We start from the raw sequence: 26,983 nt of genomic DNA, 5'->3' as shown, positions 1-26,983 counted from the left end.
TAACCATGGGAATCGAAGAGAAGCTGCCCAGCGGCATCCTTCTGACCTCGGTCGAGAAGCTGTCGAACTGGGCGCGCAAGTCGTCGTTCTGGGGTGCGACCTTCGGCCTCGCCTGCTGTGCCATCGAGATGATGGCGGCCGGCGGCCCGCACTACGACCTCGGTCGCTGGGGCATGGAGGTGTTCCGCGCCTCGCCCCGTCAGGCGGACCTGATGATCGTCGCGGGCCGGGTCAGCCAGAAGATGGCCCCGGTCGTCCGGCAGATCTACGACCAGATGCCCGAGCCGCGCTCGGTGATCTCGATGGGCGTCTGCGCCTCGTCCGGTGGCATGTTCAACAACTACGCCATCGTGCAGGGTGTCGATCACATCGTGCCGGTCGACATCTACCTCCCCGGGTGCCCGCCCAGGCCGGAGATGCTGATCGACGCGATCCTCAAGATGCGCGAGAAGGTGATGGCCCAGCCGCTCGGCCCGAACGGGCGCAAGATGCTGGAACAACGCCGCGCCGAGGGCAAGCTGCCGATCGTCGCGCCGGGCGCCATGCCGTCGTCCTACCGGGCGGACAAGGTTCGCCGCGCGGAATGGACGCAGGCCGTCAAGGAAGGCCGCGAGGAGCAATTGCGGATCGAGAACTGGATGAAACTCCAGCCGCATTTGCGGGAGGGCAAATGAGTATTCAACCAGGAACTGACGGTAACGTTCCCGCTACCGCAACGACCGGCGCGAATATCGATGCACCCGCGCAGACCCCACCCAGCCCCGATAAAGGGATGTTCGGCGTCACAGGCACCGGCGACGTCTCCGGCTTCGGTCGTCTGGTCCGCCCGCGGCCTGCTGTTTTTGACAGCCCACGGCCTTATGGCGGGTACTTCGACGACGTCTATGACGCGTTGGAGGAAGCTTATCCGGCCTTCTCCGAAGCCATCGAGAAAGTGGTGGTGGATAGGGCGGAACTCACACTTCACATCAGGCCCGAGAGAATCACGGATGTCTGTCAGGTAATGCGGGACGACGAGTCCCTGCGGTTCGAGCTGTGTTCTTCCGTCGATGCCGTGGACTACCTGGGCAGCGACGAGCGGCGATTCCACATCGCTTATCAATTGACTTCGATGACGTACCGCCGGAGGGTCCGTCTCGAGGTGAGCGTCGCCGACGGCGTGCCCGTCCCGTCCGTCACCGGGGTCTACCCGACCGCCGACTGGCAGGAGCGGGAGATCTACGACATGTTCGGCGTCGTCTTCCCCGGCCACCCCAACCTCACCCGGATCCTGATGCCGGACGACTGGGAGGGCCATCCCCAGCGCAAGGACTACCCGCTCGGCGGGGTGCCCGTGGAATACAAGGGCGCCGAGATCCCGCCGCCCGACCAGCGGAGGGTCTACCAGTGACCACATCTGAGTACGCGAGCGCGCGAGAGACCACCGAGGGCCGGGTCTTCACGGTCACCGGCGGCGACTGGGACAGCGTCACGTCCGGCATCGACCCGCTCAGCAACGAGAAGATCGTCGTCAACATGGGTCCCCAGCACCCGTCCACGCACGGCGTGCTCCGGCTGGTGCTGGAGCTCGAGGGCGAGACGGTGACCGCGGCCCGCCCGGTGGTCGGTTACCTGCACACCGGGATCGAGAAGAACCTGGAGTACCGGACCTGGACCCAGGGCGTCACGTTCGTCACGCGGATGGACTACCTGTCCAACATGTCGAACGAGACGGCGTACTGCCTCGCGGTGGAGAAGCTGCTCGGCATCACCGATCAGATCACCGAGCGGACCAGCACGATCCGGGTCATGTTCATGGAGCTGCAGCGGATCGCCTCGCACCTGGTCTGGCTGGCCACCACCGGCATGGAGCTCGGCGCGATCTCGATGATGCTGTACGGCTTCCGCGAGCGTGAGTACATCCTCGATATCTTCGAGGAGACCTCCGGCTTGCGGATGAACAACGGGTACATCCGGCCGGGCGGCCTCGCTCAGGACCTGCCGGACTCGGCGGTCAAGAAGATCCGGGACTTCCTCGCCTACCTGCCGAAGAAGCTCAAGGAATACGAGGCGATGCTCTCCGGCCAGGTCATCTGGCAGAAGCGCACGCAGGGGGTCGCCGTCCTGGACGTAACTGGCTGCCTGTCGCTGGGCATCACCGGCCCGGTGCTGCGGGCCGCGGGCCTGCCCTGGGACCTGCGCAAGACCATGCCCTACGCCGGTTACGAGAACTACGAGTTCGACGTCCCGACCGCGACCACGGCGGATGTCTGGGGTCGTTACCTCGTGCGGCTGGCCGAGATCAAGGAATCCCTCAAGATCGTCGAGCAGGCGCTCGATCGGCTCCGGCCCGGCCCGATCTGGGTCGAGGACAAGAAGATCGCGTGGCCGGCCCAGCTCGCGCTCGGCGTCGACGGTCTCGGCAACTCCCTGGAACACGTCGCCAAGATCATGGGCCAGTCGATGGAGTCGCTGATCCACCACTTCAAGCTCGTGACCGAAGGCTTCCGGGTTCCGCCTGGTCAAGTCTACGTCGCGGTCGAGCATCCGCGGGGCGAACTCGGCGTTCACGCGGTTTCCGACGGCGGCACCCACCCGTACCGGGTGCATTACCGCGAGCCGAGCTTCGTCAACCTCCAGGCCATCCCGGCGATGGCCGAGGGCGCGCTGCTCGCCGACGTCATCGCCGGCGGCGCGTCGCTGGACCCCGTGATGGGTGGGTGTGATCGCTGATGACCACGACAGAGTTCACTCCGGCAGCCGCTCCGCTCGCGGAGAAGCTGCTGGGATCCGCGCGGGAGATCCTGGCGCGCTACCCGGCCGGCCGGGAGCGCTCCGCGCTGCTCCCGCTGCTGCACCTGGTGCAGACCGAGGAGGGGCACGTCAGCCCGGCCGGGGTGGCCTTCTGCGCCGAGGTGCTGGGCATTAACAAGGCCCAGGTCGGTGCGGTCGCCACCTTCTACACCATGTACAAGCGCCGGCCGACCGGTGAGTACCTGGTCAGCGTCTGCACCAACACCCTCTGCAACGTGCTGGGCGGGCAGGAGGTCTACGACACGCTCACCGAGCACCTCGGTGTCGGGCATGACGAGACCACCCCCGACGGGCGGATCACGCTGGAGCACGCCGAGTGCCTCGCGGCCTGCGACTACGCGCCGGTGGTGACGGTCAACTACGACTTCACCGTCGACCAGGCCACCCCGGAGTCCGCGGTCGCGCTGGTCGACAGCCTGACCGCCGGCGAACGGCCGACCCCCGCCCGGGGCGCCCGGATCTGTTCGCTCAAGGAGATGCAGTACCAGCTGGCCGGCTTCGCCGATCCGCGCGAGGGCGCGGTCGGTGACGGGGTGGCCGGCGCGCCGACGCTGCGCGGGGTGCGCCTCGCCGAGCAGCACGGGATCGCGGTCGCCGGCTTCGACCCGGACACCCCGATCACCAAGACCAAGCCCTCCCCGCGTGAGGAGAGCGCGGAGAAGCCGGGCAAGGTCGCCGGCGTGGTGCAGGCCGCGACGGCAGCCGTCAAGGCGGTCGCGGGAAAGGTCGAGGAACGCCGGCACGCCGGCCGGACCACCGACACCGGGGACGTCAAGGACCCGGAGGTGCGGACCGCCGAACAGCGGAACCCCACGATGGCCACGCCGGACCGGACCGGTACGACCGAGGCCACCCAGCCGCCCGCGGAAACGCCCGCCGAGCGCGCCGGGGTGGCAGCCAACGCACCGGCCGGCGACGGCAAGCCGGCCGGGGACAGCACGCGCGGCGAAAGCATCGTCAGCCAGGGCACGGAGGAGCAGAAATGACTCAACCCCGGCCGGAGGTGCTGCAGAAGCTCACCCCGGTGCTCACCAAGCGCTGGCTCTCGCCGGACGCGTGGCAGATCGGCGTCTACGAGCGGCTCGACGGTTACCAGGCGGTCCGCAAGGCGCTCGACGTCCACCCGGACGACCTGATCCAGCTGATCAAGGACTCCGGGCTGCGCGGACGTGGCGGCGCCGGCTTCCCCACCGGGCTCAAGTGGGGGTTCATCCCGCAGGGCGACGGCAAGCCGCACTACCTCGTGATCAACGCGGACGAGGGTGAGCCGGGAACCTGCAAGGACCTTCCGCTGATGACGTACGACCCGCACTCGCTCGTGGAGGGCGCGATCATCGCGTCGTACGCGATCCGGGCGAACCGGGCGTTCATCTACATCCGCGGTGAGGCGGTCCACGCCGCTCGGCGGCTGCGCAACGCGGTCAAGGAGGCGTATGCCGCCGGTTACCTCGGGGAGAACATCCTCGGCTCCGGGTTCGACCTGGAACTGGTGGTGCACAGTGGCGCCGGCGCGTACATCTGCGGCGAGGAGACCGCGCTGCTCGACTCGCTCGAAGGGTTCCGCGGCCAGCCCCGGCTGCGGCCGCCCTTCCCGGCCATCGCCGGCCTGTACGCCAGCCCGACAGTGGTCAACAACGTCGGGACGATCGCCAGCGTGCCGTACATCGTGCTGGGCGGCGCCGACTGGTGGAAGAGCATGGGCACGGAGAAGTCGGCCGGCCCGATGATCTACTCGCTCTCCGGACGGGTGGTCAATCCCGGACAGTACGAGTGCGGCCTCGGCATCACTCTGCGCGAGCTGATCGAGCTGGCGGGCGGGATGCAGCCGGGCCACAACCTCAAGTTCTGGACCCCGGGCGGCTCGTCCACCCCGCTGCTGACCGCCGAGCACATCGACACCGCGATGGACTTCGAGGGTGTCGCGGCGGCCGGCTCGATCCTCGGCACCACGGCGATGCAGATCTTCTCGGACCAGGACTGCCCGGTCTACAACACGTGGCGGTGGCTGGAGTTCTACCACCACGAGTCGTGCGGCAAGTGCACCCCGTGCCGGGAGGGCAACTACTGGATGGTCCGCACGTACCGGCGGATCCTGGCCGGTCACGGCACCGTCGCCGACCTGGACACGTTGCAGGACACCGCGGACAACATCTTCGGCCGGTCCTTCTGCGGCCTCGGTGACGGCGCGGCGACGCCGGTCGTCTCGACGCTGAAGTGGTTCCGGGACGACTACCTCGGCTACATCGAGGGCCGCACGGCTCCCCGCCTGTCCGAGAAGAGCCTGGTGGGAGCGCACTGATGACTGACGTAGCCAAACGAGCCGACACCGTCACGCTCACCATCGACGGCGTCGAAGTGCAGGCCGAGAAGGGCGAGCTGGTCATCCGGGTCGCGGAGCGGATGGGGATCGCGATCCCGCGGTTCTGCGACCACCCGCTGCTGGCCCCGGCCGGCGCCTGCCGCCAGTGCCTGGTCGAGGTGGAGGGCCAGCGCAAGCCGGTCGCCTCGTGCACCCAGACGGTGGCCGAGGGCATGATCGTGAAGACCCAGCTCAGCTCTCCGGTCGCGGCCAAGGCCCAGGCCGGCGTGATGGAGCTGCTGCTGATCAACCACCCGCTGGACTGCCCGACCTGCGACAAGGGCGGCGAGTGCCCGTTGCAGAACCAGGCGATGAGCACCGGCCGTGCCGACTCCCGCTTCCACGAGCACAAGCGGGAGTACGAGAAGCCGATCCACATCTCCAGCCAGGTGCTGCTGGACCGCGAGCGCTGCGTGCTCTGCCAGCGCTGCACCCGGTTCTCCGAGGAGATCGCCGGGGACAAGTTCATCGACCTGATGGACCGTTCCTCCGGCGAGCAGATCAACGTCTACCGCGACGACTTCTTCGGCGGCGAGGGCACCGGCGACGGGCAGGCCGGCGAGGGCGAGGGGGACGTCCCGTTCAACTCGTACTTCTCCGGCAACACGATCCAGATCTGCCCGGTCGGCGCGCTCACCGGTGAGCAGTACCGGTTCCGCGCCCGCCCGTTCGACCTGGTCTCCTCCCCGACCGCCTGCGAGCACTGCGCGGCCGGCTGCTCGATGCGAGCCGACCATCGCCGCGGGAAGGTGCTTCGCCGGCTCGCCGGTGACGACCCGGCGGTCAACGAGGAGTGGAACTGTGACAAGGGCCGGTGGGGCTTCCGCTACGCCAGCGCCAACGACCGGATCACCACGCCGCTGATCCGCGACTCGAGCACCGGGCAGCTGCGCGAGGCGTCGTGGAGCGAGGCGCTGGTCGCCGCCGCGGAGGGACTTCGCACGGCGCGGGACCGCGGCGTCGGGGTGCTCCCGGGCGGCAGGCTGACGGTGGAGGACGCGTACGCGTACGCCAAGTTCGCCCGTCTGGTCCTGAACACGAACGACGTGGACTTCCGGGCGCGGCCGGTGCGGGCCACCGGCTCCCCGGCTGACGTCGCCGAAGAAGCGGACTTCCTGGCCGCCGCGGTCGCCGGTGTCTCCGACGTCACGTACGCCGAGGTGGAGAACGCCCCGTCCGCCGTGATCGTCGGGCTGGAGCCGGAGGAGGAGTGCCCGATCCTCTTCCTGCGCCTGCGCAAGGCACACACCAAGAAGAAGCTGCAGGTCACGGCCGTGGCGCCGTTCCTGTCCCGGGGCTTCGAGAAGCTCGGCGCCGCGCTCGTCGCGGCGGTTCCGGGCGACGAGGCCCGGCTGCTGAACACCGACCCGGCGGTCGCCGGGGCGCTCAGCGCGCCGGGCAGCCTCCTGCTGGTCGGCGAGCGGCTGGCCACCGTGCCGGGCGGGCTCTCCGCGGCCGCGGCGCTGGCCGCCCGGACCGGAGCGCGCCTGGCCTGGGTGCCGCGCCGGGCCGGTGACCGGGGTGCCCTGGAGGCCGGCTGCCTGCCGAACCTGCTGCCGGGCGGCCGTCCGGTCAGCGACCCGTCGGCCCGGGCCGAGCTCTCCATCTCCTGGTCCGTCGACGGCGGCACGCTGCCGAACCGGCCGGGCCGGGACATCGACGCGATCATCGCGGCGGCGGCCGGCGGGAAGCTGGGCGGTCTGCTGGTCGGCGCGGTCGACCCGGGCGACCTGGCCGACCCGGTCCTCGCCGAGCAGGCGCTCGACGCGGTTCCCTTCCTGGTCAGCCTGGAGCTGCGCAGGAGTGCGGTGACCGAGCGGGCCGACGTGGTGCTGCCGGTCGCGCCCGCTGTGGAGAAGTCCGGCACCTATCTGGACTGGGAGGGCCGGCTGCGGTCCTTCGAGACGGTCCTGCGGGGCAGCACGGCGATGACCGACGGCCGGGTGCTGGAGGCGATCGCGGCGCAGCTGGACGTCACCCTGAACACCGGGGACGTGCAGGCGGTCCGCCGTGAGCTGGGCGCCATGCCGGCGATCACGACGCGGGTCGAGCTGCCGGCGGTCGCCCCGCAGGCGCTGGCCGAGCCCGGCGAGCGTGCCGCGGTGCTGGCCACCTGGCATCAGCTGATCGACCTGGGCTCACTGCTCGACGGCGACGAGGTGCTGGCCGGCACCGCCCGGCCGCCGGTCGTCCGGCTCGGCAAGGAGCTGGCCGAGCAGTTGCGGGTCGCCGACGGCGATCTGCTGACCGTGCGCACCGACCGCGGCTCGGTGACGCTGCCCGCCGAGATCGCCGACCTGCCCCGGCAGGTGGTGTGGCTGCCGACCAACTCGCCGGGCTCGACGGTGCGCCGCAGCCTCGGCGTCACCGCCGGTGCGGTGGTCCGGTTGTCGGCCGGTCTGCCGGGCCCGATCCTCGCCGAGGGAGTTGACCAATGATCCACGTGCTCGCGGCGCACGCGGAGGACCCGACCCTGCAGTCGTTCGAGCAGGACGTCTGGTGGATCGTGCTGATCAAGCTGGTCGGCCTGTTCGTCCTGCTCCTCCTGCTGACGCTGTTCACGATCAACTATGAGCGCAAGGTCGTGGCCCGGATGGCTGTCCGGCCCGGCCCCAACCAGGTCGGGCCGAAGGGCTGGCTGACCTCGCTCAGTGACGGCCTGAAGCTGCCGTTCAAGGAGGAGATCATCCCGAGGACCGCCGACAAGGTGGTCTACTTCATCGCCCCGGTGATCTCGGCGACGACGGCGTTCACGGCGTTCGCGGTGATCCCGTTCGGCGGCGTGGTGAACATGTTCGGTCACCGCACCGCTCTGCAGCTCACCGATGTGCCGGTCTCGGTGCTGGTGCTGCTGGCCTGTTCGTCGATGAGCGTCTACGGCGTGGTGCTCGCGGGCTGGGCGTCCGGGTCGACGTACCCGCTGCTGGGCGGCTTGCGGTCGAGTGCACAGATGATCTCGTACGAGGTCGCCATGGGTCTCTCGATCGTCGCGGTCTTCATGCAGGCCGGGTCGATGAGCACCTCGCAGATCGTCGCCGCGCAGGCGGCCGGAGATCCCACGAAGATCTTCGGCGCCGAGATCACCATGCCCGGCTGGTACTGCCTGCAGCTGCTGCCGAGCTTCCTGATCTACATGATCGCGGCGGTCGGTGAAACCAACCGGGCGCCATTCGACCTGCCCGAGGCGGAGTCCGAGCTGGTCGGCGGCTTCCACACGGAGTACTCGTCGTTCAAGTTCGCCCTGTTCTTCCTCGCCGAGTACATCAACATGATCACTGTCTCGGCGTTCTGCACGACGCTGTTCCTGGGCGGCTGGCGGGCCCCGGCGCCGATCACCACGTTCTGGGAGGGCGCCAACTCCGGCTACTTCCCGCTGATCTGGTTCTTCGCCAAGGTGTTCCTGCTGCTGTTCGGCTTCATCTGGCTGCGGGCCACGCTGCCCCGGCTGCGCTACGACCAGTTCATGCGGTTCGGCTGGAAGATCCTGATCCCGATCAACCTGGTCTGGATCCTCTTCCTGGCCTACTTCAAGATCGCCCGCAGCGGCGCGCTCTCGGACGAGGCCCGGTGGATCTCCACCGGAGCGATCGCGCTGGTCGTGCTGGTCATCGCCTGGGCCTGGCCGTCGAAGGAGAAGCCCAAGCAACGCTCCATCGAGGAGGAACTGGCCCGCCGCCCACCCGGCAGCTTCCCGGTCCCCCCGATGGATCTGCAGGTCCCCCCGAGCCCCCGTGCCCGTCGTGCGGTCGCCGAGCGCGCCCCGGCCGCCGTGGGCGGCGACTCCGAGTCGAAGGAGGTGTGACGTGAACACGTTGACCGGCTCCTTCAAGGGCTTCGGTGTGACCTTCGCGCACATGTTCCGCAAGGTGATCACCACCGACTACCCGTTCTCGCCGCCCAAGCCGGCGCCGCGCTATCACGGGCGGCACATCCTCAACCGGCACCCGGACGGCCTGGAGAAGTGCATCGGCTGCGAGCTGTGCGCCTGGGCCTGCCCGGCCGACGCGATCTACGTCGAGGGCGGCGACAACACCGACGATCAGCGGTTCTCGCCGGGCGAGCGGTTCGCGAAGATCTACCAGATCAACTACACCCGGTGCATCTTCTGCGGGCTCTGCATCGAGGCCTGCCCGACCCGCTCGCTGACCATGAGCAACGAGTACGAGCTGGCCCGGGACAGCCGCCAGGACCTGATCTTCACCAAGGAGCAGCTCCTGGCGCCGCTGCTGCCCGGGATGGAGCAGCCGCCCCACCCGATGCGCCTCGGCGAGACCGACAAGGACTACTACGTCGGGGCGCTCACCAACCCGGGCACCTCGGCCGGCGCCGAGCGGGCACCGTGGTCGGATTCGGACACGCACGACGCCTCGGACCCGGCCGACCACGCGTCGCGGCCGGAGACCGCGGGCACCGTCCGGAAGGAGGGCTGACCATGACCCAGGTTTCGACCGGTGAGCAGGTCGCCTTCTGGATCCTCGGCTCGCTCGCGGTGCTCGGGGCGCTCGGCATGGTGCTGGCCCGCAACGCGGTGCACTCCGCGCTGTGCCTGGTCGTCACGATGCTGAACCTCGGCATCCTGTACGTGGTCAACCAGGCGCCGTTCCTCGGCTTCGTGCAGATCATCGTCTACACCGGCGCGATCATGATGCTGTTCCTGTTCGTGCTGATGCTGGTCGGCAGGGACGCGTCTGATTCGCTGATCGAGACGTTGCGCGGGCAGCGGATCGCGGCCATCCTTCTCGGCCTCGGCTTCGCGGCCCTGGTCGGCACCGGCGTCGCCCGCGGCCTGCAGGACACCCCGACGGTGGGTCTGACCGAGGCCAACCAGAACGGGAACGTCCAGGGCCTGGCGGCGCTGCTCTTCACCAAGTACGTGTACGCCTTCGAGGTCACGTCGGCGCTGCTGATCACGGCGGCGGTCGGCGCGATGGTCCTGGCCCACGTCGAGCGGGGCAAGGCTGACAAGGTCGATCAGGTGACCCGGATGAAGGAACGGTTCCGCCCGGGCAACTACCCCGGACCCAAGCCGGGCCCCGGCGTCTACGCGAACACCATGTCGGTGGCCGCGCCGGCGCGACTGCCCGACGGCAACGGCACCGAGAACAGCATCTCGCCGATCCTGCCGGTCCGGGAGCTGACGGCTTCCGAGGTCGCACCGAAGGGAACCGAGAAGTGACCCCCGATTACTACCTCATTCTGGCCGCGGTCCTGTTCACCATCGGGGCCTCCGGTGTGCTGGTCCGGCGCAACGCGATCGTCCTGTTCATGTGCATCGAGCTGATGCTGAACGCGGCGAACCTCGCGCTGGTCACCTTCAGCCGGATCAACGGTGGCCTGGACGGGCAGATCATCTCGTTCTTCGTGATGGTCGTCGCCGCCGCCGAGGTCGTGGTCGGCCTCGCGATCATCATGTCGATCTTCCGGACTCGACGCTCGGCGAGCGTCGACGACGCGAACCTCCTGAAGTACTGAAGGGGCTGTCGTGGAACAAGTGGACTACGCCCCGGCGACGGGAGTGTTGAGCAGCATCTGGCTGCTCGTGGCCATCCCGCTGGCCAGCGCGGCGATCCTGCTGTTACTGGGCAGGCGCGCCGACAAGTGGGGGCACTGGCTCGGCGTGCTCGCGGTCGCCGCGTCGTTCGTACTCGGGCTGATCTTCTTCATCAAGCTCGGCGGCCTGGACGCCGAGCACCGATCGGCGCAGCTGAGTCTCTTCGACTTCATCGACGTCGGCAGCCTGAAGGTCGACTTCGGGCTGCTCTTCGACCCGCTCTCCGGGGTCTTCGTCCTGCTGATCACCGGCGTCGGCTCGCTGATCCACCTGTACGCGGTCGGGTACATGGAGCACGACGCGGACCGCCGGCGGTTCTTCGCGTACTTCAACCTGTTCGTCGCGGCGATGCTCCTGCTCGTCCTCGGCAACAACTACGTGATGCTGTACTTCGGCTGGGAGGGCGTCGGCGTCGCGTCGTACCTGCTGATCTCCTTCTGGTACACGCGCCCGTCGGCGGCGACCGCCGGTAAGAAGGCGTTCCTGATGAACCGGGTCGGCGACGCCGGCCTGGCCGTCGGCGTGTTCCTGATGTTCACCACGGTCGGCAGCACCCAGTACGACAAGGTGTTCAGCAGCGTCGGCGGGATGAGCGCGACCGTCGTGCTGGTCATGGGCCTGCTCCTGCTGCTCGGCGCGGCCGGCAAGTCCGGCCAGTTCCCGCTGCAGGCCTGGCTGCCGGACGCGATGGAGGGCCCGACCCCGGTCTCCGCCCTCATCCACGCCGCGACGATGGTGACCGCCGGCGTGTACCTGATCGCCCGGTCCAACCCGATCTTCACGGCGAACGAGACACTGCAACTGGTGGTGGTCAGCGTCGGTGCGCTGACGCTGCTGATCGGCTGTGTCATCGGCGCCGCGAAGGACGACATCAAGCGGGTCCTGGCCTGGTCGACGGTCAGCCAGATCGGCTACATGTTCCTCTGCGTCGGGCTGGGCGGCGCGGCGTACGCGCTGGCGATCGTCCACCTGCTGGCGCACGGCTTCTTCAAGGCCAACATGTTCCTCGGGGCCGGCTCGGTCATGCACGGCATGCACGACCAGGTCGACATCCGGCGGTTCGGGGCGCTGGCCAAGCCGATGCGGATCACCTGGATCACGTTCGCCACCGGATGGCTGGCGATCATCGGCATCCCGCCGCTCTCCGGCTTCTTCTCCAAGGAGCCGATCATCGCGGCCGCCTTCGAGCGGGAGTCGACCTGGCAGGCCTGGACGTTCGGGATGGCGGCGCTGATCGGCGCCGGTCTGACCGCGTTCTACATGACCCGGTTGTTCGTGCTGACCTTCCACGGCCCGGCCCGCTGGACCGAGGACAACCAGCACCCGCACGAATCGCCGAAGATCATGACGATTCCGCTGATCCTGCTGGCGATCGGCTCGGTCGGGGCCGGTTACCTGATGAGCACGACAGTGCCGGACTGGCTCAACCCGGTCTTCGGCGAGGAGCAGGCCGAGGCGACCGGCGTCCTCTCGCACACCGTGATCACCATCCTGTCCATCCTGGTCACGCTCATCGGTGCGGGTCTTGCCTGGGCGTTGTTCCGCCGTGGCACCGCGCTCGCGCCGGAGCCGGCCGGGATCGTGGTCACCGCGGCCCGGCGCAACCTCTACACCGACGCGTTCAACGAGGCGGTGTTCGAGCGGCCCGGCATCTACCTCACCCGCGCCCTGGTCTACCTGGACAACAAGGGTGTCGACGGCCTGGTCAACGGGCTGGCGGCCGGGGTCGGCGGCGGGTCCGGCCGGCTGCGGCGGCTGCAGACCGGGTTCGTCCGGTCCTACGCCCTCTCCATGCTCACCGGCGCGATGCTCGTGGTCGGCGCCTTCCTCGCGATCCAGTTGGGATGGCTGGCGTGAACGACTTTCCCTATCTATCTCTTCTGACGCTGCTTCCCCTGGTGGGGGCCGGTGTGGTGGCCGCCATTCCGCGGGCCAGGGCCGAGTTGGCCAAGCTGGTCGCGCTGATCTGGTCGCTGGTCGTGCTGGCGCTCAGCATCGTCATGTGGCTGGCGTACTCGGTCGATTCCAAGGATCGCTTCCAGTTCCACGAGTCGTACTCCTGGATCCCGGCCTGGAACATCAACTTCACCTTCGCGGCGGACGGCATCGCCCTGGTGATGCTGATGCTGGTCGCGGTGCTGTTCCCGATCGTGATCCTGGCGTCCTGGAACGACGTGGACCAGAGCCGCCGGTCCGCGCCGACCTACTTCGCCCTGCTCCTGGCGTTCGAGTTCACCATGATCGGGGTGTTCGCCGCGGCGGACATCTTCCTGTTCTACGTGTTCTTCGAGGTCATGCTGATCCCGATGTACTTCATCATCGGGTCCTTCGGCACCGGTCAGAAGCAGTACGCCGCGGTGAAGTTCTTCCTCTACAGCCTGGTCGGCGGCCTGTTCATGCTGGCCTCGGTGATCGGGCTGTGGGTGGTCGGCGGGCACACGTTCGACTTCGTCGAGCTGGTCAAGGCCGGCTCGTCGATCGAGACGGACACCGCGCGATGGCTGTTCCTCGGCTTCTTCGTGGCGTTCGCGATCAAGGCGCCGTTCTTCCCGTTCCACACCTGGCTGCCGGACTCCGGTGGCGCCGCCCCGGCCGGCGCGGCCGCGCTGCTGGTCGGCGTGATGGACAAGGTCGGCACGTTCGGCCTGCTGCGTTACTGCCTCTCGCTGTTCCCCGAGGCGTCCCGCTGGTTCGCGCCGACCGTTCTGGTGCTGTCGGTGATCGGCATCATCTACGCGGCTCTGCTGGCGGTCGGGCAGAACGACCTGAAGCGCCTGGTGTCGTACACGTCGATCGCGCACTTCGGCTTCATCGGCATCGGCATCTTCGCCTTCACCACGCAGGGCGGCACCGGCTCGGTGCTTTACATGGTCAACCACGGCCTGGCCACCGGCCTGCTCTTCATCGTGGTCGGCATGTTCGTGGCCCGGCGCGGGTCGTCGCTGGTCAGCGACTTCGGCGGGGCCGGCAAACTGGTGCCGGTGCTGGCCGGGGTGCTGTTCTTCGCCGGTCTCGCCTCGCTGGCGCTGCCGGGCACCGCCCCGTTCGTCAGTGAGTTCCTGGTGCTGATCGGCACCTTCAGCACCCACAAGGTGTACGCGGTGATCGCCACCGCCGGCATCGTGCTGGCCGCCGCGTACGTGCTCTGGATGATCCAAAGGACCACGCAGGGCACCCTGAATCCGGCTCTGGAGGAGGTCCCGGCGATGCGCAAGGACCTCAGCCTGCGCGAGAAGGTCGTCGTCGCCCCGCTGATCCTGCTCCTGCTGGTGCTCGGCTTCTATCCGAAACCGGTCACCGACGTGATCAACCCGGCGGTGCAGAAGACCCTCGAGGACGTCGGCACGCAGGACCCGACCCCGACGATCGCGGACGGAAAGGCTGGCCGGTAACCATGGGAGAGCTGAAACTGCCCGCGATCGACTACGGCGCGCTGGCGCCCATGTTGATCCTCTTCGGCGTGGCCTGCGCCGGAGTCCTCGTCGAGGTGCTGGTTCCACGCCGGCTCCGCAACGTCGTACAGCTGAGCCTGGCCCTTCTGGGTGTCGTCGCCGCGCTGACCGTGCTGATCGTCAACCGGAACCTCCGGATCGTCACGATCGGCGGCGCGGTCGCGTTCGACGGGCCGACGATCTTCCTGCAGGGCGCGATCCTGGTGCTCGGCGGGGTGTCGCTGCTGCTGATCGGCGAACGATCGGTGGAGGCCGGCGGCGCGTTCGTGGCCCAGGCGGCCGTCGTGGTCGGCTCGGACCGGGACGGCAAGCAGTCGACCGGCCAGCCCGGCCTGACCGAGGTGTACCCGCTGGCCGCGTTCGCGCTCGGCGGCATGCTGCTCTTCGTCGCCGCGAACGACCTGCTCACCATGTTCGTGGCGCTGGAGGTCTTCTCGCTGCCGCTGTACCTGATGTGCGCGCTGGCCCGCCGCCGGCGCCTGCTCAGCCAGGAGGCCGCGCTCAAGTACTTCCTCCTCGGGTCGTACGCCTCGGCGTTCTTCCTGTTCGGCGTCGCCCTGCTGTACGGCTACGCCGGTGGCGTGCAGCTCAGCGTCGTCCACGACGCGGTGGCCAACCCGCAGCACAGCCAGTTGCTGCTCTACGGCGGCCTTGGCCTGGTCGCGATCGGGCTGCTCTTCAAGAGCGCGCTCGCCCCGTTCCACGTCTGGACGCCGGACGTCTACCAGGGCGCGCCGACCCCGATCACCGCGTTCATGGCGGCCTGCACCAAGGTCGCGGCGTTCGGCGCCCTGCTCCGCGTGCTCTACGTGGCGTTCGAGGGGGTCCGCTGGGACTTCCAGCCGGTGCTGGGCACGGTCGCGGTGCTGACCATGTTCGTCGGCTCGATTCTGGCGGTCACCCAGACCGACATGAAGCGGCTGCTGGCGTACTCGTCGATCGCCAACGCCGGTTACCTGATGGTCGGCGTGCTGGCGCTCAACGATTCCGGCCTGAGCAGCACGATGCTCTACCTGGTGGCGTACGGCTTCTCGGTGCTCGGCGCCTTCGCCATCGTGAGCCTGGTCCGTGACTCGGACGGGGAGGCCACCCACCTGTCCCGCTGGGCCGGGATCGGCCGCAAGAGCCCGCTGCTCGCCGGGGTGTTCACGCTCATCCTGCTCGCCTTCGCCGGCATCCCGCTGACCAGTGGCTTCACGGCCAAGTTCGCGGTCTTCGGTGCGGCGATCGAGGGCGGGCAGACCTGGCTGGTCATCTTCGGCGTGATCAGCAGCATGCTGATCGCCTTCCCGTACCTGCGGGTCGTCGTGCTGATGTGGCAGTCCGAGCCGGGCGAGTCCACTCCGGCGGTCTCCATCCCGGGCTTCCTCACCTCGGCCGCGCTCGGCCTCGGGGTGCTCGTGACGATCGCCCTCGGTGTGTTCCCCGCGCCGCTGATCGACCTGACGCGTGAGGCCTCCCAGTTCGTCCGATGAGACACCCTGTTCAACGGCTCCGGCATTCCGCCGGAGCCGTTGTTCGTCTATCGGGCGCCGACAGCCTCCACTTAAGATTCGCGGCGTGAATGTGCTGCCCGCTGTGATCGACGCCTATCGCACCTGCGAGCTGGCGACCCTGACCAGGGACGGTTCGCCGGTCGCGTGGCCCACCTCGGGCCTGCGCCTCGACGACGGGACGTTCCTGCTGAGCACGTCGCTCGGCTACCCGCAGAAGGCGTTCAACATCCGCCGGGACGGGCGGGTGGCGCTGCTCTTCTCCGAGCCGCTCGGCAGTGGTCTGGAGGCGCCCGGGCAGGTTCTCGTGCGCGGGATCGCCACGTGCCCGGAGCAGGTGCACGTCGAGCCGGTCGGTGACCTCGGGCGGCTCTGGGCGAGGCTGATGGAGCGTCAGCCGTCGAGCCAGAAGTACCTCAACTGGCCGACGAACAAGATGACCGATTTCTATTACATGCGACTCAAAATCATTGTGGCGCCGACGGAGGTGGTCACCCGCCCGCTGCCGACCGGGGCGAACGCGGTCTCCGGCAGTGCGCTGCTCGGCGCCGACGTGCTGGCGCAGTACCCGGCCGTCGTCCTGATCGCCGTCGATGCCGAGGGCGCGCCGACGCTCGTGCGCACCACGGTCACCTCGGAAGCCGGCGGCTACCGGGTCGAGGTGCCCGGGGACGCCCAGGTCGCGGAAGGCCCGGCCGGTCTGCTCGTGCACCGCCACGACGAGAAACTGTGGAATCTGCACAACGCCAACGTGCGAGGATCGCTCGTCGCCGACGGGAAGGGCTGGCTGCTTCTTCCGTCGAAGCTGGTCGAGCCGGGCCAGCGGAGCAAGGCGAGCCTGCTCGACCCGATCCGGATCGGGCGCGAGTGCCAGGCCACGACTCGCCGCTATCTGGAACGCCGGAACCTGGCCCGGCCGTCCATCCCGTGGGACGCCTATCGCGCCATCCGGACGAGCCTGCCGAAAAGCAATTCTTGATCTTGCGAGTCGGACCCCTGGGACTGAAACGAGTGGGCCGGTATGGCATCGTTGGAGCGTGGTGAGCACCGGTGATCTGACGTTGTCGTCGCTGGGCCTCGACGTCGATCCCGCGATGGACGCGTCGGTGTCGGCGACGCTGGCCGCCGTCGAGGAAGCGCTGCGGATTCACGTCGCCAGCGCCGACCCGCTGGTGACCGAGGCCGCGCGCCATCTCGCCGATGCCGGCGGCAAGCGGCTGCGCCCCATCCTGGTCGCGCTCGCCGCCCAGTTCGGCGACCCCACGCGCCCCGAGCTCATCGACGCGGCCAACGTGGTGGAGCTCACCCACCTGGCCACGCTCTACCACGACGACGTGATGGACGAGGCGCCGGTCCGCCGCGGCACCCCCAGCGCCAACGCGCGCTGGGGCAACTCGGTGGCCATCCTGGTCGGTGACTACCTGTTCGCGCAGGCCGCTCAGCTGGCCGCCAAGCTCGGCACCGAGGCGGTGAACCTGCAGGCCCAGACGTTCGCGCGCCTGGTGCACGGCCAGATCGCCGAGACCGTCGGCCCGCGCGACCGCGACCCCATCGAGCACTACCTGCAGGTCATCGCGGACAAGACCGGCTCGCTGATCGCCACCGCGGCCCGTTTCGGCGGCCTCTTCTCCGGTGCTCGCCCCGAGGTCATCGAGGCGCTGGCGGGCTACGGCGAGATCATCGGCCTGGTCTTCCAGCTTTCCGACGACCTGCTCGACATCGCCTCCGAGTCCGTCCAATCGGGCAAGACGCCCGGCACCGACCTGCGCGAGGGCGTGCCCACGCTGCCGGTCCTCTACGCGCTCGCCGGCGACGACGCCGACCCGGCCGCGGTTCGCCTCCGCGAGCTGCTCTCCGCCGGCCCGATCACCGACGACACGCTGCACGCCGAGGCGCTGGCCCTGCTGCGCGAGTCCACGGCGATGAAGCAGGCGCGCGAGACGGTCCGCGGCTATGCGGAGGAGGCGCAGGCCCGCCTGGCGCCACTGCCCGACGGCGAGGCGAAGCGCGCGATGGCCAGCCTCTGCGACTACATCGCCGACCGCACGACCTGACAGCGGCACGCCTGTCGCGTGGCGCCTCCGGGCGACCATGCCATCGATCGACGGTGTTTCCGTCCGGCTCCCGGTCCACTGCAGGATCAACTTCTTCATTGCCTGCCTTCGCTGTGGTCCGGATCGTCGCTCCCGCGGGGACCCTTCCGGGCTGAGCAGGGCGCTGGCGCGCCCTGAACGCTCAACCCGCAAGGGCGGCGTCCGTGGGTGGTCGCGGTTACCGCACAAGGTCGGTCGACGGCGTCGAGTTCTTCCGCCCGGTCCCGTGCCATGGCCGCGTGAGCCGCTGCGGTCTCACCGGAAGCGTCGTGACCGGTCCGAAAACGATCAGCACCTGCGCCACGACCCCGTCGACTTCCAAGGCGGCCTTGGTGCCCCGGCTACCGACCACAGTGCTCGACGAGGGCGGGGCGCTCCGAAGTGGGTGGAGCCCCGGCTCGGGACCGGCGGACTGAACCGAAGACCGCTGCCCCACCTGAACGGCGGCCCCACCCACCAAGAAGACCAGTATCGAAACAGAAATCGCCGTGGTAAAACCCTGGCCACCGACAGCGGGACGTCTTGCCTGCTGAGAGCGCCTTTCTACGGCTGATCCGAACCGGATGGCATCGGACGCAGACTAAGCCAATTCGGGCAGGTTCGGACACGCGCCGTTCTATTGATCACACCCGCTGTGCAAATCGATCGTGATCCACATGCTTTTGGCATTCCGTCGACGTGAGTTTCTTCATATGGTGTAAGTCCCTGGCCTCGGAGGTAGCTGTGCGTGACCCCCTAGCGGAGCCGTCAGATCTCATCCGGAGCGTGTCGCGGGCCCTGCGTGTGCTGGAGTCGGTCGGCCGGGCTCCGCGCGGGCTCACGGTGAAACAGATCGCCCGGCGCTGCGAGCTGACCGTCGCAACGACGTATCACCTCGTGCGCACGCTGGCCTATGAGGGCTATGTGATTCGCCGCGAGGACGGCACGTACATCGTCGGCCTGGAGATCGCGGATCGGTATCGCGAGCTCGTCTCGGCGTTCCGCGGCCCACCCGCGGTCGGCGACGCGCTGCGCCGTGCCGCGCTCGACACCGGGTACAGCCACTATCTGGGCCGGTTCGTCGGCGGCCGGATCGCGGTGACGGCGTCGGCCGAGGGCGCGCGTTCACCGTTCCTGGACGACGTCGCACCCGGCTTCGACGAGGGCGGCCACGCGACTGCGCTGGGCAAGGCGCTGCTCGCCACGCTCACGCCCGATCAGCGGTCGCGATATCTGCGGGATTACGGGATGCGGGCGTTCACCCCGACCACGCTGACCACGCCCGAGGCGCTCGAGGCGGATCTCGCCGCGGGCGAGCGACGCGGCATGCAGATCGAGATGGGGCAGTTCCGGCAAGGGCTGGCCTCGGCCGCGGTGGTCGTCGTGGCGGACCGCGACATGGAGCGCCGGCTCGTGCTCGCCTGCTCGATGCCGGCCGCCGAGATGCTGACCTCGGCCCGGGTGGTGCGGGCCAAACTGACAGCGGCCGCGCGGAATGTCGCCGAGGCGCTCTCCGGCGGGGAGTCCGCGACCGCCTGAGAAGCAGTCGCGCGGAGCCCGTCGGATCTCGCTGCCCGCGCACATTTCTTTTGGCGACGTTTCCGCAGCCCCCGGGAGTTTTGAGTGACCGAATCACTACAGCTTGAGGTGCGGCTTTAAGAGATATTTGAACCTCCCCGGCGGTTGTCGCGTACCAGAGTGCGGACGACCTGAGCCGGCTGGAGGCAGGACGAGATGCGCTGTGAGGACGGGCACGACGACGCCGCGTACGTCCTCGGCGCGCTGTCCGCGGCGGAACGTGCGGCCTACGAGCAGCACCTCGCGACCTGCTCGTTCTGCCGCGAAGCGGTGGCCGATCTGTCCCGCGTGCCGGACATGCTTGACCGGCTCGACGCCGACGAGTTCGCGCGGCTGCTCGACCCGGCCCTGGCCGACCGGCCACCGGAACGCTCCTACCCGGTGTCGCCCCCGCGCTCGGCTGCGCCTCGATCGAAGACCTTTCCCGTACGGGTACTGAGCACCGTGGCGGCCGTGCTCCTGATCGTGATGCTCGGCGGCGGGGTCACGCTGTGGCTGATGAACCGGCCGGCCGCGGGAAGTGGCGCCGGTGGTCCCGCCGTGGCGATGACCGCTGTGGAACCGGACTCGCCGATCACCGCGACGATCCGGGTCGTCGGGACACCCGGCGGGACGAAGGTGGAGATGGTCTGCGCGTACGCCGCGTCCGGGAAGCCGTACACGTTCCGGCTGATCGCCTACGGGCCGGACGACCAGAGCGAGCAGCTCGGATCGTGGACACCCCAGCCCGGAGCGGAGTTCCCGATGCAGGGGGCCACCCACTTCGCGGCGGAAAGCCTGGACCGGCTCGATCTGGTCCGGTTCGACGGCAAGGTCATGCTGACGTACCGACCGCGCTGAACCTCCGCTCTGCCGGGTGTCGCCTCGGTCGGTGCGGTGCTGACGCCGTACCGGATCAGGCTCTTCGTCGTGAAGCTTCGATCGTCAGGCGGGGGCGGCGGTGGCCTCGGCGGCAGCCCGGGAACGGGCCGAGGCGCGGGCGCTGCGGAGACCGTCCGCCGTGAAGATGATCAGGGCGATCCAGACCAGCCCGAAACCGGCGAGACGGGCGGCCGGCATCGGCTCGTGATAGATCAGGACACCGCAGGCCAGTTGGAGGATCGGCGCGACGTACTGCAGGATGCCGAGGCCGACCAGCGGCACCCGGTTGGCCGCGCCGGCGAAGAGCAGCAGCGGCACCGCGGTGGCGACGCCGGAGAACAGCATCAGCGCCGTGTGCAGCGCGGAGACGTGACCGAACTTCGCGCCGCCATCCAGGTTGAGCCAGGTCAGATAGGCCAGCGCGGGCAGCGCGAGCACCGCCGACTCGATGAACAGGCCCTCCGCCGGCGGCAACGACATCCGCTTCTTGACCAGGCTGTACGAGCCGAACGACGCGGCCAGGATCAACGCGATGTACGGCAGGTGCCCGTAGTCGACGGTGAGGATCGCGACCGCCAGCCCGCCGACGCCGACCGCGATCCACTGCCAGGCGCGTAGCCGTTCACGCTGGACGGTGACGCCGAGCAGGACCACGACCAGCGGGGTGATGAAGTAGCCGAGGGCGGTCTCGACGACGCGGGACGAGTTCACGCCGTAGATGTAGGTCGCCCAGTTGACGCCGATCAGCAGACCGGCCAGGACGACGCCGCCGAGCAGGCGCGGCGTGCGCAGGATGCGGCCGAGGAAACTCCAGTTCCGCATGGCGATCAGCAGCAGCGCCACGAAGACGACCGACCAGATCACGCGGTGGGAGAGGATCTCCAGGGGCGGGGACGGCTGGAGCAGCTTGAAGTAGATCGGGAAGAAACCCCACATCGCGTACGCCGTCAAGCCGAACAGGTATCCGCGCCGCTCGTCGCTCATGCCCTCACCGTAAGGGCAGACGTCTGTGGCGGTCCTTGCATATGTTCCAGGTCACGAGGCCAATCGGGGACATCTGGCCTGCGTGTCCGGTGCCCGCTCGGGCGGCTGCGTGGCGGTCTCCCAGCCGGATTCTCCGGCCGGTTCAGCCGGCTGCCGGGCTCGGGCGTGCACGACGAGAGCGGGGCGCCGACCGGCACCCCGCTCTCGTCGTGACGATGGCTCCTAGTCGTCGCCGCCGTCGGGGACGAGCATGTTGAGCACCCAGCTCACGATGCCGACGAGCAGCGCGCCGAGGACCGCGGAGGGCCAGAAGCCGTCGACGTGGAAACCCAGGTCGAGCTGGCCCGCGATCCAGCTGGTCAGCATGAACAGCAGGCCGTTCACGATCAACGCGATCAGGCCGAGCGTGAAGACGTACAGCCCGCAGCCGACCGTCTTGACGATCGGCCGCAGAACCGCGTTCACCAGACCGAAGATCGCCGCGACCGCGAGGAGCGTGCCGGCCTTACCGGTCGTGCTGCCTGTGGTGAGGTCGATCCCGTCGATGACGAGGGTCGAGATCCACAGCGAGACCGCCGTGATCACGAGCCGGATGATGATGCCCATGGCAGGGGATCGTGCCACGGCTGCGCCACCGGTGGGTACGACACTCCGCGATCTTCATCCGCAGCCCGCCGGACAATCCGTCGTATTGAGACTTACCGCTCACCTGCCGATCGACTCGGGTCCCCGATCAGGATCTTCTCGACATCGGTGGGGGACAGCGTGGCCCACCGGACCGCCTGGTGGCTGATCACACCGACCATGCCGGGTCGCATCCTGGTGAGCAGGCGGGCCACATCACCCAGCCCGAGCGCGGCCCCGACCAGGTCGGCCTCGTCAGCCCGCAGCCGCTGCAGCAGCACCAGATCGGCGCTGGTCGCGGTGACGACGTCGGCATCGCCGAAAGCCTGGCGCAGGTCCACCGTCGCCTCCCAGGGTCTCCCACTGCCCGCCCGGGCAGGCGCCCCGGCCTCATCGGCTGGACCGAGGTCGAGGATGGTCAGCAGCGGGCGTAGTGGAGTGCCCGGCGGCGGCTCGATCGGGTGGCCGGGCGGCGCCAGGATGATCGAGTCGTCCTGCGCGGCCGTGCCACGGGCGAACGCGACCCACTCCCGCGGCCGGCGGGTGCGCACCAGGACCCGGGCGCCGACGGCCAGTGAGCGGAACGCCAGCAGCTGTGCACAGCGCAGGCCGCCGACCAGCAGCATCCGGGTCGGCTCGGCGCGGAACAGCCGGAGCGGCAGGGGGTGCCCGTGCCGGTTGCGGCCCACCACGACACCCGTCCAGCCCGCCGGCAGTGACAACGGACCGAACGGCCGGGTCGCCGGTGAGTGACGTACGGTGTGCCAGGTCTGTAGTGCCTGCCGGGGGTTGCCGGAGGCGGCGAGCGGCAGGGTGGCGGTGAGGCCCCGGAGATGATCACCGTCGAGCCGGCGCAGGGCCGCTGACATGTGCTGCACGGAGGCCGCCGCCACCTCCAGGGCGGCTTGATCCTGGGCCACCAACCGCACCGCCAGGCTGATCAGTGGCGGGTCGGTGGACCCGGACTCGGGCAGGTCGGCGGTCAGCGTGACAGTGGTCGCCGCGACCGGAAGGTGAAGCAGCCCGGTCAGCAACTCTGCGGACGGGGTGGCTGTCGCTTCCGGTGACGTGTGGAACGTGACCTGGGGCAGGCCACCGACCCGCAAAGCTGCCCACTCCTCGTGGACCTCGGCGGCCGGATCGGCATACGTGAGATCGGTGATCGTGCGCATCGCCGCCGCCGTGTCCAGCGGTTGCGCCGCCAGACGCTTGGTCAACCGCCGCGCCAGACCGGTCAGGGTGCGTCTGAGCTCGGCGTCGGACCAGCCCTCGTCGCGCAGCGTGCGGACCGCGAGGATCGCCCGCGAGTGCCCGAGCGCGGGGCTGCCGGCGAGCGCCCGGTACGACGTGGGGATCGGACCTGTCCCTGTCGTGACGGCAGGCGCGGGCACGCCGGAGAGCAGCAGCTGGACCCGGCAGGACGGCCGCTCACGGCGGTCGGCGGGCAGTAGCTCCCAGGGCGCGGCAAGCTCGTGGCCGGGATCGGCTAGCAGACCGGCCGGGTCGCCCAGCTCGAGAAGCACGGTGAGTCCGGAGTCGTCGGCCAGCACCGCGGCCTGGCCACCCGGAAGATTTACCGAACTCACCTGCGTGCCCTGGACGGCGAGTCGGAGCACCGTGGCCGCGGGCCGGCGACGGATGCCGAACCGCAGGCCGGCGGCGAGCCACTCGAATGCCCAGCGTCCCCGGCTGCGCAGCCAGGTCACCGCGAGCAGGATCGCGGCGCCGACCGCCGCGATGAACAGGGCCGGACCACCCTTGGCGGCGCCGATCAGGACGAGGACCGCGGCCACCTGAGTGGTGATCACCTGCTCATGGCGCACCCCGGGCGGCCGTGGCGTGGCCAGATCGGTCGCCATGCGCACCTCCCAAGATCATGATGGACGTCGATCCCTTTGCGCGGCTCATGCTAGGCCGAAATCCGGATCGGCCGTGTCCGTTGTCCACAGGCCCGAGTTATCCACAGGTCTTGATTCGGGGCTATCGCCGCCGTCCGTCCATCGCCTAGCGTCGAGGCCCGGAACGTGATCAGGCGATCACACTCAGCCCCGATGCCTGGTCGCCACCGGAAAGCTTGATCACCCGCGCCGGAGCGTGGATGACCTCGACCATGTCCACAGCAGAGAACGGGGACACCGGAAATGGCCTATACGCAGGCGGAGTCCGCGGTGATGGCACGGACCGCCGCGAGATTCGATCAGGTCAACGGCGCGCTGCAAACCATGCTGAGCACGTTGATGTCCGAGCTGTCGATGCTCAACGGCACCTGGAAGGGCCTCGGCGCAACCGCTTTCGAGCAGGTCAAGACGCAATATGCGGCAGATCTGCGGAGTCTCAACAACGCACTGGCCGAGACGGCCGAGTCGATCCGGGCCTCCGGCGTCGGCTATCAGACCACTGATTCCGACGCCGCGAGTCGTGTCGCCCGCACCGGCGGCTCGTTCACGCTACCGCTCTGACTACCCAGGAGATTCTTGTGAACGACGGAGTTCTGCTCGTCAACTTCGGCAGCCTGCAGCAGGCCGGCGCCGACATCGACAAGGCCCTCGGCACCCTGCGGGCACAGCTCGACCAGCTCGAGCAGGATGCCGCTCCGCTGGTCGCGGGCTGGGCCGGCGACGCGCGGGAGGCCTACGCCCAGCGGCAGGCCAAGTGGCGCGCCGCCTCGGCCGACCTGGAGGGCATCCTGCGCCAGATCAAGCACGCGGTGCACGAGTCGGCTGCCGACTACGTGGCGACCGAGCGGGCGGCGACCCAGCGGTTCCAGTGATGACGCGTTTTACCCGTTCGGGCGTTCCGATTGGCCCGATCCGGGTGGGTTGAGGTCGCCCGTTCGCGTACTGATCCGGGCGGTTGACACGGCTACCATCGGTTGTTGGATCATTGCGCCGGGCGATTGGAGCGCGCATACCGGCTCGGCGCGACCGTGGACCGGCCGTGCCGGGATACAACTCGGTCATCAGCGCACTGCCGCCCATTGTCATTGCGGTCTGGCCTTGTAGGTTATACGCGTCGAGATGGCTCAGCCGTACGCGTGGGGAGAGGTGGACGTGTCCGAGTGGGAGCCGGTTACGGACGCCGAGGTCGCGATGCGCGACGCGTTGCGTACCGACGACCAGGAGTCCTATTTCCGCATCCTCGCTGGTGTCGACCTCTTGCTGCCGGTTTCTGCCGACGCGCTCGCCGGTCTGGCCCCGCTCGGCTGGGGCACCTGGAGCACCGGTGGGCGCACGCACGTGCTGGCGTTCACCTCACAGGAGGCACTGCGGTCCTGCCTCTCCGACTACACCGGTTCGTCCCGCCGCGTTCCGTATGCGGAGCTGGCCAACACCTGGCCGAACCTGGAGTGGTGGCTGGCGGTCAACCCCGGTCTGCCGATCGAGGGATACCTGCCGGCCTGGTTCGTCGCCCAGCTCGCGCGAGGTGACCTGCGGCTTCCGACTCGCGGTCCGGGGCGTGAGGTGCACGGCACCTCCAAGATCCAGGAGCTGGGAGCTGCTGCGCTCGCGGCCAAACGCGCGGGTGAGGGCCCTGGCGGGCCGACCCATGAGCCGGCCGGCGCGGCGCCTGCCGCCTACCCGGCTTCACCTGCCGGGGTTTCGAGCGCGCCCGGCGGTGGCCCGCGGCCGCCGCAGCCCGGCGCCACTCCGCCCGGGGTTGGCCCGGGTGGGCTTCCGCAGCGCGGTGCACCGCAGCCCGGCGGTTCTCCGGTGCCGGCTGCCGCGCAGTTCGGCTCCGGGCCTGCCGGTCCCGGCGCCACGCCTGGCTCCTCGTTCGGTCCGGGCGCCACGCCTGGCTCCTCCTCGTTCAGCCCGGGCGACGCGCCCGGTTCCGCTCCGTTCGGTCCGGGCGGCACGCCGCCAGGGCCGGGGGCTCAGCCGGGTGGAGCTCCGGGGAGTGGTCTTCCGGTGCGTCCCGCGAGTCTGCCCACGCGTCAGACGACGTCGTCCGGCCTGCCCGTGCGCACTCCGTCGACGGTCGACCCGTCAGGGCTGCCCGCCTCGGCCACGCCCGCGGCTGCCCCACCGGCTCCGGCTGCTCCGGCCACGCCCGGGCGTCCGGGAGACGAGCATGTTCCGGCGGCCTACCAGTCGCCGTCGATCCCGCGTGACTTCCCGGGAACGCCCGGCGCTCCGGCCGCCTCGCCGTCGTTGCCCACCCGCAACCCGGTCGGCAGTGGCACGGCGACCCCGGGGTGGAACTCCGACGCGGTGCCCTTCGGGCCGGACAACGACCCGCGCGGCCCGCTGCAGGATCTGAACGCACCGCTCCCCGTGCGTACCCCGATGGCGAACACGCCGCCCATCCCCGAGCACGTCAAGCCCTACGACCCCGCCGAGGCGCAGGTCGACCCGAGCTGGGCGGCGATCGGCAGCGGGCGCGGGCCGAGCATCGGCGCCCCGGCCGCGCCCGGCAGCGCACCCGCCAGCCCGGCCACGGCCCCGTCCTCGCTCAACGCCCCGGCCGGCAACGCCCCGGGAAGCAACTTCCCGGCCGGCAGTGCCGCAGCCAGCAGCTTCCCGGCCAGCGGTGTCCCGGGAAGCAACTTCCCGGCCAGCAGTGTCCCGGCGAGCAGCGTGCCGGCCAGCGGCACACCGGCCGGCGTGGGGATGACTCCGCCGCCCGCCCGTGGTGGCTCCGACCTGCCGCGGCGTCAGCCCGGGCAGGCCGCTGGTCCCAGCCAGACCACCTCGTTCTCCGGGTTCACCAACGCGCGGACGATGCCGGGTTCCGCTCCGGCGCCGAGCTTCCCGCAGGGGCCCGCGTCGCCGCAGGCAGCGGCCGCGCAGACCACCCCGGCCCCGGGCGCGCCGGCTCCCGATTCGTCTCCCGCGGGCGCCCCGCCCGCGGCAGTTTCGTCCGCGAGTGCGCCGACCGGCCCGGGCGGCTTGCCCCGCCGTCAGGTGACGCCGCCCTCGGAGCGTCCGTCCTCGATGGCGGCCGCGGCACAGGCGCTTACCGGCGGCCGGACCCCGGCGCCGGACCCCAGCCTCGCGCAGCGCGATCCGTCGGCGGACAGGTTCGGCCCGTCCGGCCCGGCTCCGGCGCTGCCGCGCTCCGACTTCGGCCCGGCCGGTGGCGAGCGTCCGGCGCCGCCCGCGCCGGGTGGCCGTCCAGGTCTGCTCCCGCCGGTCATCCCGGGCGCTCCCGGCGCTGACCGCGGTCCGGGAAGCTCTGGGTACGGTGCGTCGGCTTCCGCCGCGCCGCCGGCCTAC

The 26,983-nt window shown here is 69.7% G+C and carries 23 protein-coding genes; 20 read left to right on the top strand and 3 right to left on the bottom strand.

The window, feature by feature from the left end; genetic code table 11:
• The first annotated feature begins 5 nt into the window (after positions 1-5).
• The 17 genes from Acy02nite_RS31890 to Acy02nite_RS31810 all read left to right on the top strand — a co-directional run bounded on the left by Acy02nite_RS31890 (position 6) and on the right by Acy02nite_RS31810 (position 20,138).
• Positions 6-674 (top strand): NuoB/complex I 20 kDa subunit family protein, encoded by a 669-nt coding sequence (locus tag Acy02nite_RS31890; protein ID WP_203748629.1) that lies wholly within the window; start codon positions 6-8, stop codon positions 672-674.
• Positions 671-1,390: an NADH-quinone oxidoreductase subunit C gene (locus Acy02nite_RS31885; protein ID WP_203748626.1), complete on the top strand. Its 720-nt coding sequence runs from the start codon at positions 671-673 to the stop codon at positions 1,388-1,390. The genes Acy02nite_RS31890 and Acy02nite_RS31885 overlap by 4 nt, the downstream gene beginning before the upstream one ends.
• Complete coding sequence (locus Acy02nite_RS31880; RefSeq protein WP_203748623.1) at positions 1,387-2,712, top strand: NADH-quinone oxidoreductase subunit D; 1,326 nt, start codon at positions 1,387-1,389, stop codon at positions 2,710-2,712. The genes Acy02nite_RS31885 and Acy02nite_RS31880 overlap by 4 nt, the downstream gene beginning before the upstream one ends.
• The gene (gene nuoE / locus Acy02nite_RS31875) at positions 2,712-3,779 is read left to right on the top strand and encodes an NADH-quinone oxidoreductase subunit NuoE (protein WP_203748620.1); all 1,068 of its coding nucleotides are present in this window, start codon (positions 2,712-2,714) and stop codon (positions 3,777-3,779) included. Before Acy02nite_RS31880 ends, nuoE begins: the two co-directional genes overlap by 1 nt.
• Positions 3,776-5,092: an NADH-quinone oxidoreductase subunit NuoF gene (gene nuoF, locus Acy02nite_RS31870; RefSeq protein ID WP_203748617.1), complete on the top strand. Its 1,317-nt coding sequence runs from the start codon at positions 3,776-3,778 to the stop codon at positions 5,090-5,092. Before nuoE ends, nuoF begins: the two co-directional genes overlap by 4 nt.
• Positions 5,092-7,590, top strand: coding sequence for an NADH-quinone oxidoreductase subunit G (locus Acy02nite_RS31865; protein ID WP_203748614.1), 2,499 nt, complete (start codon positions 5,092-5,094; stop codon positions 7,588-7,590). Before nuoF ends, Acy02nite_RS31865 begins: the two co-directional genes overlap by 1 nt.
• The gene (gene nuoH, locus Acy02nite_RS31860) at positions 7,587-8,954 is read left to right on the top strand and encodes an NADH-quinone oxidoreductase subunit NuoH (RefSeq protein WP_203748611.1); all 1,368 of its coding nucleotides are present in this window, start codon (positions 7,587-7,589) and stop codon (positions 8,952-8,954) included. Before Acy02nite_RS31865 ends, nuoH begins: the two co-directional genes overlap by 4 nt.
• Before the next feature lies 1 nt (position 8,955).
• A complete protein-coding gene (nuoI, locus tag Acy02nite_RS31855; RefSeq protein ID WP_203748608.1) occupies positions 8,956-9,582 on the top strand; it encodes an NADH-quinone oxidoreductase subunit NuoI in 627 nt (208 codons plus the stop codon).
• Positions 9,583-9,584: 2 nt separating this feature from the next.
• Complete coding sequence (locus Acy02nite_RS31850) at positions 9,585-10,328, top strand: NADH-quinone oxidoreductase subunit J (RefSeq protein ID WP_203748605.1); 744 nt, start codon at positions 9,585-9,587, stop codon at positions 10,326-10,328.
• On the top strand, positions 10,325-10,624 hold the full coding sequence (gene nuoK, locus Acy02nite_RS31845) for an NADH-quinone oxidoreductase subunit NuoK (protein ID WP_203748602.1): 300 nt from the start codon (positions 10,325-10,327) through the stop codon (positions 10,622-10,624). Before Acy02nite_RS31850 ends, nuoK begins: the two co-directional genes overlap by 4 nt.
• A gap of 10 nt (positions 10,625-10,634) precedes the next feature.
• Positions 10,635-12,560 (top strand): NADH-quinone oxidoreductase subunit L, encoded by a 1,926-nt coding sequence (gene nuoL, locus Acy02nite_RS31840; RefSeq protein WP_203748599.1) that lies wholly within the window; start codon positions 10,635-10,637, stop codon positions 12,558-12,560.
• Positions 12,557-14,095 carry an NADH-quinone oxidoreductase subunit M gene (locus tag Acy02nite_RS31835; protein WP_203748595.1) on the top strand — a complete coding sequence of 513 codons (1,539 nt, stop codon included), beginning with the start codon at positions 12,557-12,559 and terminating at the stop codon, positions 14,093-14,095. The genes nuoL and Acy02nite_RS31835 overlap by 4 nt, the downstream gene beginning before the upstream one ends.
• Positions 14,096-14,097: 2 nt before the next feature.
• Positions 14,098-15,630: an NADH-quinone oxidoreductase subunit NuoN gene (gene nuoN / locus Acy02nite_RS31830; protein WP_203748592.1), complete on the top strand. Its 1,533-nt coding sequence runs from the start codon at positions 14,098-14,100 to the stop codon at positions 15,628-15,630.
• An 85-nt stretch (positions 15,631-15,715) separates the two neighbouring features.
• On the top strand, positions 15,716-16,627 hold the full coding sequence (locus Acy02nite_RS31825; RefSeq protein ID WP_203748590.1) for a pyridoxamine 5'-phosphate oxidase family protein: 912 nt from the start codon (positions 15,716-15,718) through the stop codon (positions 16,625-16,627).
• A gap of 115 nt (positions 16,628-16,742) precedes the next feature.
• The gene (locus tag Acy02nite_RS31820) at positions 16,743-17,702 is read left to right on the top strand and encodes a polyprenyl synthetase family protein (RefSeq protein ID WP_203748824.1); all 960 of its coding nucleotides are present in this window, start codon (positions 16,743-16,745) and stop codon (positions 17,700-17,702) included.
• 762 nt (positions 17,703-18,464) lie between these two features.
• Entirely contained in the window at positions 18,465-19,259 is a 795-nt protein-coding gene (locus Acy02nite_RS31815) for an IclR family transcriptional regulator (RefSeq protein ID WP_203748587.1), read from the top strand.
• A 195-nt stretch (positions 19,260-19,454) separates the two neighbouring features.
• The gene (locus Acy02nite_RS31810; protein ID WP_203748584.1) at positions 19,455-20,138 is read left to right on the top strand and encodes an anti-sigma factor family protein; all 684 of its coding nucleotides are present in this window, start codon (positions 19,455-19,457) and stop codon (positions 20,136-20,138) included.
• An 84-nt stretch (positions 20,139-20,222) separates the two neighbouring features.
• On the opposite strand, the gene rarD is transcribed toward Acy02nite_RS31810, so the two are convergent.
• From rarD to Acy02nite_RS31795, 3 genes are all read right to left on the bottom strand, one after another.
• The gene (gene rarD, locus Acy02nite_RS31805; protein WP_203748550.1) at positions 20,223-21,143 is read right to left on the bottom strand and encodes an EamA family transporter RarD; all 921 of its coding nucleotides are present in this window, start codon (positions 21,141-21,143) and stop codon (positions 20,223-20,225) included.
• 222 nt (positions 21,144-21,365) lie between these two features.
• Positions 21,366-21,749 carry a phage holin family protein gene (locus Acy02nite_RS31800; protein ID WP_203748547.1) on the bottom strand — a complete coding sequence of 128 codons (384 nt, stop codon included), beginning with the start codon at positions 21,747-21,749 and terminating at the stop codon, positions 21,366-21,368.
• A 92-nt stretch (positions 21,750-21,841) separates the two neighbouring features.
• Positions 21,842-23,626 carry a type VII secretion protein EccE gene (locus Acy02nite_RS31795; protein WP_203748544.1) on the bottom strand — a complete coding sequence of 595 codons (1,785 nt, stop codon included), beginning with the start codon at positions 23,624-23,626 and terminating at the stop codon, positions 21,842-21,844.
• A gap of 282 nt (positions 23,627-23,908) precedes the next feature.
• Here Acy02nite_RS31795 and Acy02nite_RS31790 point away from each other — a divergent pair, with 282 nt between their 5' ends.
• The 3 genes from Acy02nite_RS31790 to Acy02nite_RS31780 form a co-directional block, all read left to right on the top strand.
• Positions 23,909-24,226, top strand: a complete 318-nt coding sequence (locus tag Acy02nite_RS31790) for a WXG100 family type VII secretion target (protein WP_203748542.1) — start codon at positions 23,909-23,911, stop codon at positions 24,224-24,226.
• Between the two features lie 17 nt (positions 24,227-24,243).
• Positions 24,244-24,537 (top strand): WXG100 family type VII secretion target, encoded by a 294-nt coding sequence (locus Acy02nite_RS31785; protein WP_203748539.1) that lies wholly within the window; start codon positions 24,244-24,246, stop codon positions 24,535-24,537.
• A 247-nt stretch (positions 24,538-24,784) separates the two neighbouring features.
• On the top strand, positions 24,785-26,983 hold a 2,199-nt coding region (locus Acy02nite_RS31780; RefSeq protein ID WP_203748536.1), incomplete at its 3' end, for an SseB family protein.

The sequence above is a fragment of the Actinoplanes cyaneus genome (genome assembly GCF_016862095.1).
GTDB lineage: Bacteria > Actinomycetota > Actinomycetes > Mycobacteriales > Micromonosporaceae > Actinoplanes > Actinoplanes cyaneus.
The sequence above is the reverse complement of the archived record's forward strand: the minus strand, read 5'-3'. Positions and strand labels throughout refer to the sequence as shown.